Source organism: Actinomadura fulvescens, from assembly GCF_039533225.1.
Classification (GTDB): Bacteria; Actinomycetota; Actinomycetes; order Streptosporangiales; family Streptosporangiaceae; genus Spirillospora; species Spirillospora fulvescens.
The window spans coordinates 22,604-37,139 of the sequence record NZ_BAAATD010000023.1 but is presented as its reverse complement, the minus strand read 5'-3'; the positions used below and the strand labels follow the sequence as shown (position 1 = coordinate 37,139).

The 14,536-nt window shown below is 72.9% G+C and carries 9 protein-coding genes; 7 read left to right on the top strand and 2 right to left on the bottom strand.

The genetic code is table 11. The features are described 5' to 3' along the window. Positions 1-114: 114 nt before the first annotated feature. A complete protein-coding gene (locus ABD333_RS45120; protein WP_344549081.1) occupies positions 115-1,599 on the bottom strand; it encodes an AfsR/SARP family transcriptional regulator in 1,485 nt (494 codons plus the stop codon). 245 nt (positions 1,600-1,844) lie between these two features. On the opposite strand from ABD333_RS45120, the gene ABD333_RS45115 reads away from it, so the two are divergent. The 7 genes from ABD333_RS45115 (at position 1,845) to ABD333_RS45085 (ending at position 12,459) form a co-directional block, all read left to right on the top strand. Continuing rightward, complete coding sequence (locus tag ABD333_RS45115; protein ID WP_344549080.1) at positions 1,845-5,471, top strand: nSTAND1 domain-containing NTPase; 3,627 nt, start codon at positions 1,845-1,847, stop codon at positions 5,469-5,471. Positions 5,472-5,522: 51 nt separating this feature from the next. Next, positions 5,523-6,176 carry a hypothetical protein gene (locus ABD333_RS45110; protein WP_344549079.1) on the top strand — a complete coding sequence of 218 codons (654 nt, stop codon included), beginning with the start codon at positions 5,523-5,525 and terminating at the stop codon, positions 6,174-6,176. Further along, positions 6,173-8,911 carry an NACHT domain-containing protein gene (locus tag ABD333_RS45105; RefSeq protein WP_344549078.1) on the top strand — a complete coding sequence of 913 codons (2,739 nt, stop codon included), beginning with the start codon at positions 6,173-6,175 and terminating at the stop codon, positions 8,909-8,911. Before ABD333_RS45110 ends, ABD333_RS45105 begins: the two co-directional genes overlap by 4 nt. A gap of 5 nt (positions 8,912-8,916) precedes the next feature. Next, positions 8,917-9,117, top strand: a complete 201-nt coding sequence (locus ABD333_RS45100) for a hypothetical protein (RefSeq protein WP_344549077.1) — start codon at positions 8,917-8,919, stop codon at positions 9,115-9,117. Positions 9,118-9,290: 173 nt separating this feature from the next. Further along, complete coding sequence (locus ABD333_RS45095) at positions 9,291-10,562, top strand: DUF6801 domain-containing protein (RefSeq protein WP_344549076.1); 1,272 nt, start codon at positions 9,291-9,293, stop codon at positions 10,560-10,562. Between the two features lie 191 nt (positions 10,563-10,753). Then, the gene (locus ABD333_RS45090) at positions 10,754-11,485 is read left to right on the top strand and encodes a GntR family transcriptional regulator (protein ID WP_344549075.1); all 732 of its coding nucleotides are present in this window, start codon (positions 10,754-10,756) and stop codon (positions 11,483-11,485) included. A 101-nt stretch (positions 11,486-11,586) separates the two neighbouring features. After that, positions 11,587-12,459 (top strand): alpha/beta hydrolase, encoded by an 873-nt coding sequence (locus ABD333_RS45085; RefSeq protein ID WP_344549074.1) that lies wholly within the window; start codon positions 11,587-11,589, stop codon positions 12,457-12,459. Between the two features lie 87 nt (positions 12,460-12,546). Here the strand turns inward: ABD333_RS45085 and ABD333_RS45080 are convergent, their stop codons facing one another. Continuing rightward, positions 12,547-14,451, bottom strand: coding sequence for a serine hydrolase domain-containing protein (locus ABD333_RS45080; RefSeq protein WP_344549073.1), 1,905 nt, complete (start codon positions 14,449-14,451; stop codon positions 12,547-12,549). Positions 14,452-14,536: the final 85 nt, after the last annotated feature.

Sequence of the window (14,536 nt, the reverse complement as noted above, 5' to 3'; positions counted from 1 at the left end):
GAGCGCGCCCTGATGATCGCCGGTCACGAGGCGGCGGGCGGACCGACCGGCTGCAGGAGGACCCCGACCTCTACGGGGCCGTGGTCGAGGAACTCCTGCGGCTGCACCGCCCGGTCAACCACCCAGCAGGACGGCCTGGCGGGCGGCGGCCCTCCGCGGCTCGCGGACCAGGTCGCCGAGCGTGAGCCCGGGATCGGCGAGCAGCCGGGCGCTCGCCGCGCGCAGGGCCCGCGGCACACCCGCGCAGAGCTCCGCCAGCTCCCAGGCGGCAGGGATCTCCCCGCACACCCGGTCCGCACCGAGGACCGCGCACAGCATCGTCAGCGACTCGTCCGAGGTGAGCGCGGACACCGGATACCGGCGCGCGCCCGGCAGCTCGCCCAGCGCCGACCGGCTGGTGACCAGCACGGCCGCGCTCGGCGTCCCGGGCAGCAGTGCCCTGACCTGCGCGACGTCCCGGGCGTCGTCCAGAACCAGCAGGACACGCCGGTCGGCGATCCGGGCACGCAGCACCGCGGCGCGCGCCTCGGCGGACCGGGGGAGCGCGTACGCGGGAACCCCGATCGCGATCAGCAGGTCGCCCAGCACGTCGGCGACCGGCTTGGGCGAGGCGCCGTCGCCGTTCAGCGCCACGTACCACTGCCCGTCGGGATAGGAGGAGCGCAGATCGTGCGCGACGCGGACGGCCAGCTCCGTCTTGCCCACGCCCTCGGGTCCCCACAGCACCAGCACCCGTGGCCCGCCGCTGCCGGCGAGGTCGTCGACCAGCACCTTCCGGTCGAGGTCACGGGCGACGAAGTCGGCCGCCGCGGGCGGCAGCTGGCACAGCCGGTCCCAGCTCCGGACGGTCGCGGCCGGCCCGGCGGTCTCCGGCGCGCCCGGCGGTTCGAGCGCGGGGTCGGCCCGCAGGATCTTCGTCTGCAGATCGCGCAGCTCCGCGCCGGGATCGATCCCGAGCTCCTCGTTCAGCAGGCGCCGCACGTCGGTGAACGCGGCCAGCGCCTCGGCCTGCCGGTTGTCCCGGTACAGCGCCAGCATCAGCCGGCCCCAGAAACCCTCCTGGAGCGGGTGGTCGCGGGTCAGGTCGCGGAGCTGGCCCACAAGGAGCGCGTGATGCCCGGAATCCAGGTCGAGGTCGATCTGGCGGCGGATCGTCTCCAGCCGCAGTTCCTCCAGACCCGGCACCAGCGACTGGTGCAGCGCCGGCGAAGGCACGTCGGCGAGAGCGGGGCCGCGCCACAGGGCCAGTGCCTTGCCGAGGCACGTCCGCTCGGTGGACGGCTCGCCGCGTTCACGCGCCCGGCCGGCCTCCTTGAGCAGGTCGTGGAACTCGTGCAGATCCAGTTCGCCGGGCGCGGCCTCGATCAGGTAGCCCGAACTCGTCGTGCGGATGACGTCGGAGTCACCGAGTGACAGCCGCAGCCGTTTCACCATGGCGTAGAGCGACGCCCGAGCGGCCCGGGGAGGTTCCTCCCAGACGTACTCGATGAGCTTGTCCACGGGAACGGTCTCGTTGGCGTGGAACAGGAGCGCCGCCGCTATCGTCCGCTCCTTGCCGGCCGTGACGGCCCGCGCGGTGCCGCCGACGTCCAGCCGCAAAGCCCCCAGTACCGAGAATCTCCGGTTGACACACGCCGCCATCCTCTGCCCCCTCGAACGACGAGATCCGGCTTCCGCCCAGAGCCAGGACCTCCACTCAAAGGGGGTCCTGCCTGCGGCGGCAATCGTTCGGACGGATGTGCACGGGATCGGACGATCTCGAACGGGGCGAGGTTCGGCGGACCTTGCGCACGGGCGTGAAAGTGTGTGGCTTACCATGGCCGCGGTTAGTCACAACAAGGGCCATGGGGGACATGGACGCCGCCGCAGCACCGCCGCCGGGCGATGGCGTCGAACCGTGCCCGTACCAAGGGCTGGCGCCGTTCGAGGCCGACAGGACCGAACTGTTCTTCGGTCGCGCGCGGGCGACCCGCAACCTCCTCGACCGCCTGGCGCCGCGCCTCGGTGAACGTGGTTCCATCCTGCTGGTCTCGGGCGCCTCGGGTGTGGGAAAGTCGTCGCTCCTGCGCGCGGGGCTGATGCCGGCACTGGCCAAGGGAATGCTGCCGGTCAGCGGCTCGCGGGACTGGCCGCGCCTGCTCATCACACCGACCTCCGATCCGGCGCGGGCCCTGGCCGAGGCGTGGGCGAGGACGTACGGCGCGGCCGTCGACGAGGTCGAGAAACACCTCCGGGACGACCCGGACCGGGCCCTGCCGGGACCGTTCGCGCCGGAGGATCGTCTCGTGCTGGTCGTCGACCAGTTCGAGGAGCTGTTCACGCTGGTGGCCCGCGAGCAGGAGCGCCAGTCGTTCGTCGGCATCCTGCGGGCCCTCTCCGAAGGCCCCGCGCGGGCGGCGGTGGTCATCGGCCTGCGCGCGGACTACTGGGAACGGGCCGCGGCGTACCCCCAGTTCGCCGAGGCGATCCAGGACGGCCAGGTCATCGTCGAGCCGATGACCGAGGCGGACCTGCGCCTCGCCGTCACCGGCCCCGCGGCGGCGGTGGGCCTGGAGATCGAGCCCGGCCTGGTGGAGACGATCCTGGGCGACCTGCGCGCGGACCGCTCGCCTGACGACCGGTATGACCCGGGCGCCCTGCCGCTGCTGTCGCAGGCGTTGCGCAACACCTGGCACAAGCGGGAGAACGGCCGGCTGACCATCCGCAGCTACGAGGAGGCCGGGCAGGTCCGCGACTCGGTGCGCCGCACGGCCGACGAGGTCGTCCAGGAGCTCCCGGCGGCCGACCGCAAGGTCGCGTTCCGGCTCCTCCGGCGCATGACGGTGATCGCTCCGGGAGGCCGGGCGGCGCGCCGGCCCGCCACGCTCGCCGAGCTGCACGCCGCCGCCTTCGCCTCGCCCGTGCCCCCGGCGGAACGGCGCGACCGGGTCGGCGCGCTGCTGTCGGCGTTCGCGGACCGGCGGCTGATCACCCTGCACGAGGAGACCGCCGAGATCGCGCACGACGCGCTCCTGACAGCCTGGCCCGCGCTGCGGCAGTGGATCGAGCCAGACCTGACCGCGCAGGCGGTGTACGAACGGCTCATCGACGACGCCGGGCAGTGGGCCGAGCACGGCCGTGATCCCGCCTTCCTCTACCGCGGAGTGCGGCTGTTGTCGGTCGACGACAGCCGGCCGCGCTGGGACGGGGACACCGCGAGCTTCCCGCCGCCCGGCCCGACCGCGGACGCCTTCTTCGCGGCCTCCGCCGGGGAGGCCCGGCGCGCCGAGCGCCGCCGCCGCGTCGTCATGGCCGTCCTCGCGGTGTCGACCGTCCTCACGCTCATCGCGGCCGTCGCCGCCCTCGTCGCGGCCGGCAACGCCGACCGCCAGCGCGACCTGGCGATCTCGCGCCAGCTGGCCGCCCAGAGCGAGGTGGCGGGCGACCCGGTCGCCGCCTCGCTGCTGGCGGTGGCGGCGTGGCGGATCGCGCCCACCGTCGAGGCCCGGCACCGGCTGCTGGCCGCCGTGGCGCGCCCGGGCAGGGGGAGGCTCAGCGGGCACGCCTCGGACGTGCGGACCGTGGTGTTCAGCCCCGACGGCAGGCGTGCCGCCACGGGGAGCACGGACGGCACCGCGCGGCTGTGGGACACCGCGTCGCGCCGCCAGGTCGGCGCCCCGATCGCCCATCCCCGGGGCGAGTGCTCGATCTCCGGGATCAAGGCGGTCTTCGGGCTCCAGGGACGGATGCTCGCCACCTCCTGCCTCGGGACGGTCCGGTTCTGGGACGTCGCCACGCACCGCGAGGTGAGCGCACCTCTGGACACCGCGCAGGTCGTGTCGGCGCTCACGTTCGCCCCGGACGGCAGGACGCTCGCCATCGCGAGTTCGAAGGGCACGGTCCGGCTGTGGAACGTCACCGCGCGCCGCTGGACCGGTCATCCCATGGGGCGCGCGTCCCCCGCTCTGGGAGGCACGAACTCCGTCAACGCGGTGGCCTTCACCCCCGATGGCGCACGGCTGGCCACGGCGGGCGCCGACGACACCGCACGGCTCTTCGACACCGCGAGCTCCCGGCAGGTCGGCGCGCCGTTCGAGGGACACACCGAGGACGTCAACGACGTCTCCCTGAGCCCGGACGGGACCACCCTCGCGACCGCGAGCTCGGACGGCTCCGTCCGGCTCTGGGACCTCGCCACCCACCGGCAGCTCGGCGCCGCCCTGGAGACGCCGGAAGGCAGGTCGCCCATCCAGTCCGTCGCCTACAGCCCCGACGGCACGAGGCTCGCCACCGGGGGCAGCGACGGTTTCACCCGCTTCTGGGACGTGACCAGCCACGAGCAGGTGGGGGTGTCGCTCGGCGACAACCACTTCACCGTCCAGCGGGTCGCGTTCAGCCCCGACGGCAGGCTCGTCGCCGCCGCCGGCGCCGACGGCGTGGTGCGGCTGGGAGACCCGGTGACCTACCAGCAGATCGGCGGCGTCCTGCGCGGCTCGACCGCCGTGGCGCTGAGCCCCGACGGGAAGACCCTCGCGGCGGGCGCCCCCGAGGGCTCCGGCACCGGGATCCGGCTCTGGGACGTGGCGACCCGGCGTCCGATCGGCCGTCCCGAAGAACCGGCGGACCGGCGTCGCCCGCGCGGCCGGGCCGGCGTCCACGGGATCGGCTTCAGCCGAGACGGGCGCACCGTCGCGACCCTCGGTTCGGACGGGGTGCGGACGTGGGACACGGCGAGCGGGCGGCAGACCGGTCCCACCACCTACCTCTGGCGGCGCACGGGTGTGTCGCGGTTCGGGCCGGACGGCAGGCTGCTCGCCGTCCAGCGGGGCGACTCCATCCGGTTCTTCGACGTGGGGGCGCGCCGTGAGACCGGGCCGCGGATCCGGCTGCCCGGGCACACCGAGGTCGTGTCGGCGATGGCGGTCAGCCCCGACGGCGCCAGGCTGGCCACCGCCGGCTTCGACCGGAAGGTGCGCGTCTTCGACATCGCCACGCGCAGTCCGGTCGGCGGCCCGCTCGGCGTCTCCACCAACGGCCTCATCGACGCCCTGGCGTTCAGCCCCGACAGCCGGACCCTGGCCATCACCGCCGACGACGAGACCGTGCGGCTGTGGGACGTGGCCCGCGGCCGCCCGGCCGGAGCCACCCTCACCGGTCACACCACCTCGATCACCGCGCTGGAGTTCAGCCCGGACGGCACGGTGCTGGCGACGGGGGCCATGGACGGCTCCATGCGGTTGTGGGACCTGCTGACCCATCGCCAGATCGGCAACCCGCTGACCGGTCACGGCCGTGGCGGGGTGACCGACATCTCCTATGGCCCGGACGGGCGGACCATCGCCACGGCCAGCGCTGACGACGTGCGACTCTGGAATGTGGCGCTGCCCGCCGATCCGGCCGCCGCCGCGTGCGTCAACGCGGGCCGTTCCTTCACCCGCGAGGAGTGGGAACGCTACGTGCCCGGGGAGGCGTTCCGCCAGATATGTCAGTGAGCGCACGGACCGACTCCGGGGTGATCCCCCACGCGGACGGACGAGGCAACGATGTTCCTTCGAGGTTTCCGGCGCCGGACGGGACGGCCCGTCCCGGAACTGGCCGGGCTGTTCCGTTCGATCATCGTCGAGAGCCGGCGGGTCCACCCGATCGCCGCCGACTTCCTCGAGCACTTCATGGACGGCGCGGGCGCGTCCCGGCCGCTGTCACGGCGCTGGCTGCGCTCGTTCCGGGTGATCAGGAAGGCCGAGCGCAAGAACCAGCGCAGGTTCGAACGGCAGCTCGCGCGCGAGGCACGGTCGCTGGCCGACGGCGAGTCGACCTGGGTGCGCGACCACTGGGACGCGCGGATCAACGCCTTCATCGGCACGGAGCTCTTCTACGTCAGCAGGATGAGCCAGCTGCGCTCGCGCGGGTCGTTCACCCTGACCCGCACCGGATCGCAGGTGCGGGTGTCCGGCACGGTCCGGCACCACTGGTTCGACCCCTACGACTGGGACCGCGGCCGCTGGGTCTACATTCCGCGGCACGGGTTCGTCCCCATCGCGGTCGGCAGGGAACTGGTCGAGTCCGATGAGGCGCGTAACTTCCTGATGGAGTCACATCACGTTCAGACGGTGATGGGCACCTGCCATGACGGCCGGTGGCCGCGACGGGAGAGGGCGACGTTCGAGTGGGCGCTGGTGGGGGCCGAGCACCGATGACGACGAGCCCACCACGTCCTCCCGACCCCACCGGGGCCGGCACCCCGGACGACTTCGTCCAGGCGCTGGTACGGCTCCGCCAGTGGGCGGGCGACCCGTCCCTGAGCAGGCTGCGCTCCCTCGGCGGCCGGACGGTGATCCCGGACGGCACGGCGATCGACGCGCTGCCGAAGAGCACCATCTCGCATGTGCTGCGGCAGACGGGCAAGGTGCCGCGGTGGGACTTCGTCAAGGCCTTCGTCACCGCCTGCCTGCGCTACGGCGACTACCCGCCCGAGCTCGTCCCGGGCGAACTCGAACGCTGGCGTGCCGCCAGGACCGCGTTGATCGAGTTGACCGAGTTGACCGAGTCGCCCGCCCGTTCACCGGTCCCTTCGGGGGCCCCCGCGGACGACGGACGTGAGGTGGAGACGGCGGCCGTGGCGGACGCGGAGACCGTGGCGGTGGCCGAGGACACCGCCGTGGCGGTGGCGGCCGACGTACCGGAGGCCGTCCGGGACTGGGTCGTGGCCCAGGCGACGGCGGCCTCCGCCCGCCCCGAGACCGACCCGGCGCTCGACCTCCTGGTGCGGCGCGTGGCCCGGGAGGAGGACCGGGCGCGCAAGGGACTGCTCGGCGGCTACAACATCGCGCCGATCTCCTTCGGCCCGCACGCCGGCCCCCCGCATCCCGGCGAGACCGGTGAGGTGATCGACGACCTGCAGGCGATCGGGCGGTTCTTCGGCCGCCTGACGCCGCGGCGCCTGCTCATCGTGGGCGAGTCGGGCGCGGGCAAGACGGTCCTCGCCATCGAGCTGGTGCTGCAGCTGATGGAGCCGTTCGTCACGGGCGTGCCGCCGGCCGGGCGCCCGATGGTGCCGGTGCGTCTCGACGCGGCCCGCTGGACGCTGGGCAGCCCGTTCGAGGCGTGGGTGGCCGGGCAGCTCACGCAGGAGTACGGGCTCCCCGCCGACGACGCCGCCCGGCTCGTGCGCGACCGCCGGGTCCTGCCGGTGGTGGACGGGCTGGACGAGCTCGATCCCCAGCCTTCCGGGGGGCCGCCGCGCCGCGCGATCGGGCTGCTGGCCGAGCTCAACCGGTACAGCGACCTGTCGGGGCGGCGCGCGGGGGCGGTGGTCGTGACCTGCCGCGCCGATCGTTACGCCGAGCTCGCCGAGGTCCGCGCCGGCCTTGAGGACGCCGCGCGGATCCACCTGCACTCGCTGACCGCCGACCAGATCGGCGCCTACCTGGACGCTCGCTGGCCCGACGGTCATCCATGCGGGAGGCACCGCGACCGCATCGTCGCGATGCTGTCGGGACCGGCGGCCACGGCCGTGCACCTCGCGCTGGCCACGCCGTGGCGGCTGCTGCTGACCGTGACCGCCGTGGAGTCGGGCGCCGACCCGGACGAGCTGCTGGACGCCGGGCCGGACGCCGACCCCGCGAAGGCGGCCGCGCAGATCACCCGGAGACTGCTCGACGCGTACGTCCCGGCGGCGACCGAGCTCACCCCGCGCGGCGCGCACGGCGCCCCGTACCGTCCCGACCAGGTGCGCCGCTGGCTCGTCCACCTCGCCGAGCACCTGCGGTGGCAGGCGGCCCACGCCGTCGAGATCGAGCGGCCGCCGCCCGGCCTGACGGCGATCGACATCGTCCCGCATCTGCTGTGGCCGATCGGCGGCCGGGTCCGGGTCCGGGTGCTGCACGGCCTGGCCTGCGCGGTCTTCGCGGTCATCGCGATGCTGGCGTTCTGGACGGGCTCGGCGGTCGACTCGCCGGACGCCGCGCGCGCCGGGATCGGCGTCGCCGAAGGCCTGACCCTGGCGCTCATGGCGGGCTGGGTGGCCATCGCGACCGGCCTGGCGCTGTCGCCCTGGCCGTCCGCCGCGGGCGGGCGGGCCAACGTGCCGCGCCGCCAGCGCGTGGCCGGCGGGCTCCTCGGCGTGCTGGCGGGCGCTCCGGCGGGCGCGCTCGGCGGCCTGGCGGGGCTCTGGCTCACCGGCGGAGAGCTCTTCGGCCCCGGCTTCGCCGTCACCGCGGGCACCACCGGTGGCCTGGTGCTCGGCGCGGTCATCGGGGTGACCGCGGCGGGACGGCGCGGCGCCGAGCGCATGACCGTCGCCGAGGCGGTCCGGGCCGAGCCGGCCAGCCTCATGGGCTTCGCCCTGTGCGGCGCGCTCACCGGGCTGCCGCCGGTGCGCCTCGCCGGGGCCGGCCCGCTGGCGTTCACGCTCGCGGTCGGGGGTGCCGCCGTGATGGCGTTCGCGCTCGGTGTCGTCTTCAAGATCGCCACAGGCGGCTGGAGCACGGACGCCGAGCTGGCCCATCCCCGGGAGGCACTGCACCGCAACCCCGCGATCGGCGTGGCGTTCGGCCTGACCGGCGGCGTCGCCGCGTTCCTGGTGTTCGTCATGAACCAGGGACCGCTCGTCTCGCTGCTCTGCGCGCTCGTGGGCGGCGTCACGTTCGGGTTCGCCTTCGGCGCGATCGCCTGGTCCCGCACCATGATCGGCCTGGTCGTCGCCGCCTCGCGCGGCCTGCTCCCGCTCCGGCTGTGGACGTTCCTGGACTGGGCCTGCGAGGCGCGCCTGCTGCGCGTCAGCGGGGCCACCTACCAGTTCCGCCATCGCGAGCTCCAGGACTTCCTGGCTCCCGAGGACGCCGAGGCCCACGTGGGAGGGGTGATCGGGATGGGCGCGCGCGACCGGGGTAGGGGCCGGTCGGACGACACGGCTCGGGGGAGCGAGGAGTGAGGACGATGGGATTCCTGGACCGGTTGTCGCGCGGCCGTTCACCCCGCCGCGACGCCGCCGCGCGCGAGCGGCGCCGCACCCCGAGCTTCCGGGAGATGCGCGCCCGGCTCCGCACCGAGAAGGCGGAGGCCAAGCTCCTGGAGACGGAGACCGAGATCCACCAGGAGGCGGCTCGCCTGCGCAGGCGGATGCGTCCCCGCCGGTAGCCCGGGACACTGTGTCACACAGTGCGTCGCATAGCGCTTGGCTCACTGTGCAGAAGATTGCTAATCGGCTGCCTCAAAGAACGCACCGGGCTCCATAGTGTGCGCCGTCCCCTTGGCGCACGCTGAGGTCGTCCCAAAAACACCACTCGTGTATCTGTGAGGTGACGACCGTCATGAGATGGACCCAACGCATCGATGCCGGACCGCGGGCGAGGGGGCCGCGGCGCGGCCCGCTCAGGTGGGGCGCCGCGGCGCTGGCCGCCGCGCTGTGCGCGGTCTCCGTGGGCACCGCCGCGCCGGCCGCCAACGCCCTGCCGGTGAACGACGTGCCGGAGGTCGGTGTGGACACCGGCCGGTTCAAGCTTCCGATCGGCTGCACGATCACCCTCGGCGGGCTGCCGGTGTTCTATCTGCCGACCGACGTCGACGTGCAGGGCGTCGCCCCGGTCCAGCTCGGGCCGGGGCAGGAGTTCTGGCTGACGCAGGGCTCGGGCAGCATCACCTTCCCGTCGTGGCTGACGGCGCTGACGCCGATCCTCGGCATCACCAAGGCGGACGCGAAGATCACCAACCTCAGTATCGGTGCCAGCACGTCCTCGCCCGAGTCCATCAACATCGCCAAGGACAAGCCGTTCGAGATCAAGGACATCGCGATCGAGGCGGGTAAGCCGCTGAAGGTGGGACTGCCCGTCCAGGGACAGCCCAGCTTCGAGGTCGGGCCGTTCACGGCGGCGCAGAGCGGCGCGACGACGCTGAAGTTCGACGGCGCCGTCGCGGAGGTCTCCCTCCGGTCCGACTGGGGCTTCAACCTGCCCATCAAGGCCGACTGCAAGGCCACCCAGGGCAACGCGCTGCTGAAGATCGCGATCGGCGGCCGGGCGGGCCAGCCGCCCGCCAAGATCCAGGGCGCGCCGCTGAACTTCGCCGAGCCGGCGTCCAACGAGCTCGTCGGCATCATCAACGCCCCGTACTCCTGCACGCTCAACGGCGAGCCGCTCGACATCGGCATCGCGGTCGGCGCCAACATCCCGCTGACCGTCAAGCGCAACGGATCGTTCTCGTTCACCCGCGCCTCCGGGGCGCTGACCCTCCCCGCGGCGACCGTGAACAAGCTCGTCGACAAGGGATACACCACGGCCTCGGGCAAGGTCACCAAGCTGAACCTCGTCTCCGAAGGAGGCGTCCCCGAGACGCAGAACGTCGCCGCCGCCGGGATCGACATCCCGCAGATTCCGCTGGTGCGCGACAAGAAGATCGTGTTGTCCCTGCCCGCGAACGGCACCCTGACGGCCGGGCCGTTCACGCCGGCCGCCGGTGCCAAGACCGTGGCGATCATGCTCGGCGAGGCCGCGGCCGACTTCACCTTCAACGGCGGCACCAAGGCCACGGGCAGCTGCGCGTCGCCCACGCCGAAGGTGTACCTCGTGGAGAACCCGGTCACCTGATCCCGAGAACGTGAACCTCCGGGGCGCGGCGCCGCCTCGGAGACCACGGGCTCCCAAGCCACGGGCTCCGGCGCCCAGGGTCGTGGGAGCCCTGCCGCCGTCCCTACACTGTCCGGCACAGGCCGCCCGCCCACCTCAGGCCGGTGGGGTCTGACGGCGGACGCACGGGCACGGCACGAGGGGGCGGCGTGATGGCGCGGAGCAGTGTTGTCGATGACGTCACCGACCGGATCGCGCTCCAGATCGCCACGGGACGGCTCAAGGCCGGCGACAGCCTGCCGTCGATCCGGCGGCTGGCCGAGGAGCACGAGATCAATCCCTCGACCGTCCAGCAGGTGCTGGCCCGGCTGCGGGCGGCGGGCTTCGTGGAGCCGCGCCACGGCGTCGGCGTGGTGGTCCGTGACATCCAGCTCTACGGCGGTATCGAGACCTGGCAGTACCTCTTCCGGTTCTCCAGCACGCTGCCCGAGCTGACCGTGCAGAACGTCAAGGAGATCCTGGAGACGCTCCAGCTGTTCTACCAGGCCGCGCTGAACAGGCTCGCGGCCGATCCGGCGGCCGTCGACGCCGGCCCGCCCCGCCGCGCCCTGCGGCAGTTGCAGCTGCTCTCCGAGACCCGGCCCGTGCGGGCCACCGACGTGCACCAGAGCGTCCTGCAGATCCTGCGCACGCTGCACACCGCGCTCGGCGGCGGTATCACCCTCGGCCTGCTCAACAGCATGGGCGGGATGCTCGGCGAGATCCCCGAAGTCGTGGAGCCGCTCTACAGCGACCCCGCCGAGCACGCGTGGTTCTGGGGACAGGTGATCACCGCTCTGGAGACCGGCGATGTCGAGCTCGGCCGCCGGACGCTGGAGGTGCTGGACGACTGGCACGTCCAAGCGCTCGAACGAGTGCGATCCCGCGTTTTCGGGCAACCTTGAACGGCCTTTCGACAGGGCTGTGGAAAAGCACGAATAAAGGCGTATCAGTGCTCATCCGGAGGTGGAGACCTCCGCGTCCGTGATCGCCATAATTCTCGGTCATGGGCGTCAAAGTACTGGCCGAGGAGCGACTGACCGACAGGCTCCGTGAATTGCGGGTCCGCGCGGATTCGGTCGGCACCGAAGAAATGCGGATCCAGGTGCTGCTGCCGCGGGCGTGGTCGCCGCGCGGCGGGCGGACCTGGCCGTTGCTGACCCTGCACCACGGAGGTCTGGACGACTGCCGGTCGTGGACGCGGGAGACCGACGTGGAACGGCTCAGCCGCGACGACGACGTGCTGGTCGTGATGCCGGACGGCGGCCGGGCGGGCGGCTACGCCGACTGGCGGCGGGGGCCGCAGTGGCAGACCTTCCATGTCCGGGAGGTGTTCGAGCTGGTCAGCGACAGGTACGGGGCGGCTCCGGTACGGGCGGTCGCCGGCGTGTCGGGCGGCGGGTACGGCGCGCTGCTCAGCGCCGCGCGCAACACCGGCACGTTCCGGTACGCGGCGGCGCTGAGCGGTCTGTGCACGATCCGCACACCCGTCACCGCGGTCGGGCTGCTGGCGGCCACGGCCGTCGCGGGACGCGTCAACCCGCTGCACATGTGGGGGATTCCGGTCGTCGACGACAGGCACTGGCGGGCGAGCGATCCGTTGTATCTGGCGCCGCGATTGCGCGGCACCGGGCTTTATCTGTCGGCCGGGTTGACCGGGCGGGCCGGCCCTCTCGACCCGCCCGGCATTCCCTGGAGCCCGGCAAATCTCGCCGAGCCGATCGTCCGTTCCACCGTGGGCCCGTTCCTGCGCCGCCTGCGCGGACTGGGGATCGGCGCGACGACCCACCTCTACCGCGACGGCACCCACAGCTGGCCCTATTGGAAACGTGAATTGCACCGGGTCTGGCCTTTGCTCATGAACGCGCTCAGGACGTAACACAGTCTGTGTCACACAGTGCGCTGGAGATAGGTGGTTCAGCGCCAATCCCTGGGGTCGGTGTTAGCACCGCGGTGAGCCGCGTCCTCAGAACCAGGCGAGCAGGTTCCATTGCCAGAGGAACCACGCGAGCGCGGCCAGGCCGGTGAGCAGGCCGATCTGATGGATACGCGCGGTGACACCGGCACCCGAGCCTCGCCACGCCTTCGCTGTGTAGAACGACGCGCACGCGCCCACCACCAGCAGGACGATGGGCAAAGCCAGCAGAACCCGGAAGCTGAGCGGCATCCCGTAGAGGAAAACGCTGGTATCGCCCAGGACCTGCACGAAGAGCAGTACCAGGAACACGAGCCCCAAGGCGAGGGAGACCGCGGTCAGGGAGCGCGCCGTTCGCCAGGCGGCGCTCGTGGAGCGGCGGCGACGGCGGAGACGGGCCAGCGGCACGGCGAGCGCGCTCACCGCGGCGAGCACGAAGACGAGCAGGACGCCCAGGTTGAACGGCAACGTCTCGGCGGTCCCCATCAGCTCGTACGCGGGACCGTCGGTCGCGGCGTAGCGGCGTCCGCCCGGCCCGGCGAGGAACACGAGGTGGTCCCTGCCGTCACGGCGCGTGTAGAGGCCGCCGGCCTGAGGCGTCCACGTCTCGCCCTTGAAACGGACGGTGCCGTCGTCGTCCACCTTCAGCCGAGCCGGGCCGAGCAGGACCAGGAGCTTCTCCACAGTCGTCTCGTTACGGCGTGCCGGTTTGTAGAAACCGCTCCGCGGTGGCGCCGCCGTGAGCGGCGCCTTCGAGACCGGCGAGGCCGGCCCGGGCGGGGTGGACACCGGTGGGAGCCGGTCGAAGAAGGCGCGTCCGACTTCGGTGAGGGTGTCGATTCCGCCCGTGCCGTTGGCGGAGACGAACACTCCGAGCTCGCATCCGGGTACGAGGATCAGCTGGCTCTGGAACCCTTCCCAGCTGCCGTCGTGCATCAGCACCCGATGGCCGTTGACGGTGCGGTCCATGAAGCCGTGCGCGTATCCGCCCAGGCGCGGGTCGGCGGCGTACGAGCGCTCGTGCATCAGCGCCGTGGTCCGGGGAGTGAGGATGGTGCCCGTGCCCGCCCGGCCGCCGTCCAGCTGGGCGATCATGAAGCGGGCCAGGTCGGAGGCCGTCGCGCTGATGGACCCTTCGGGCGGCATGACGTCGAAGGTGAAGGGGATAAGGCGCGGCGGAGTGGCGTCGGAGTCGTAGCCGCGGGCCAGGTCCGCCGCCAGCGGGGCGGGCACCGGTTCGGAGGCGGTGCTGCGGTTCATGGCGAGCGGCGCGAGGATGTGGTTCTGGACGTAGCGGTCGTAGGGTTCGCCGCTCACACGGCTGACGATGTGTCCCGCGAGCGCGGCCCCGTGGTTGGAGTAGGCCGCGATCTCGCCCGGCGGCCGGATCCGGGCCGGCAGGCGGGAGGCGAGATGGTCCTCCAGAGACGGCACGTCGTCGGCGGTCCGCGCGCCGGTGCCGACGACCCGTTCCTCGAAACCCGCGGTGTGGTTCATGAGGGTGCGCAGGGTCACCGGCCGTCCGTGGGCGGCCGGGACCTTGAACGCCGTCAGGTAACGGTTCACGTCCGCGTCCAGGTCGAGACGGCCCGCCTCGACCTGCTGCATCACCGCCGTCCAGGTGAAGAGCTTGGTGATCGAGGCGATCCGTACCAGGGACCTCGCCGGGTCGAACGGGACGCCTCGTTCCACGTCGGCCTTTCCGTATCCCTTCGCGAAAACGGTCCTGCCGCGTGACACCACCGACACCACCGCTCCCGGGACGTTGTCTCTCTTGAGGCGGCCGGGAATCGTGCCGTCGAAGAACGCGCCCAGGTCCGCGGCGCGGCAGCCGGCGTTGGCGGGCGCGGACGCGGCGGCCGGCGCCACCACGACGAGCGGGAAGCTCGCGAGGACGACGGCTAGGAGGAGCGCGGGCACGGCCCGAACGGTCAGGTGAGTTGTCGGTGTGCGCATGGACGGCCCCTTCGTGGACTGGACGCACGGATCAGTGTCGGAAGGCGCGGGCGGCGCGCACATCGGAGCGCGGGCGACGCCGCGT

Excerpts from the sequence above, each read along its gene's own strand:
- ABD333_RS45080 (WP_344549073.1), bottom strand. The coding sequence starts at position 14,451 with ATGCGCACACCGACAACTCACCTGACCGTTCGGGCCGTGCCCGCGCTC.
- ABD333_RS45100 (WP_344549077.1), top strand. The coding sequence starts at position 8,917 with ATGGGATTCCTGGACCGGTTGTCGCGCGGCCGTTCACCCCGCCGCGAC.
- ABD333_RS45095 (WP_344549076.1), top strand. The coding sequence starts at position 9,291 with ATGAGATGGACCCAACGCATCGATGCCGGACCGCGGGCGAGGGGGCCG.
- ABD333_RS45085 (WP_344549074.1), top strand. The coding sequence starts at position 11,587 with ATGGGCGTCAAAGTACTGGCCGAGGAGCGACTGACCGACAGGCTCCGT.
- ABD333_RS45115 (WP_344549080.1), top strand. The coding sequence starts at position 1,845 with ATGGGGGACATGGACGCCGCCGCAGCACCGCCGCCGGGCGATGGCGTC.
- ABD333_RS45110 (WP_344549079.1), top strand. The coding sequence starts at position 5,523 with ATGTTCCTTCGAGGTTTCCGGCGCCGGACGGGACGGCCCGTCCCGGAA.
- ABD333_RS45090 (WP_344549075.1), top strand. The coding sequence starts at position 10,754 with ATGGCGCGGAGCAGTGTTGTCGATGACGTCACCGACCGGATCGCGCTC.
- ABD333_RS45105 (WP_344549078.1), top strand. The coding sequence starts at position 6,173 with ATGACGACGAGCCCACCACGTCCTCCCGACCCCACCGGGGCCGGCACC.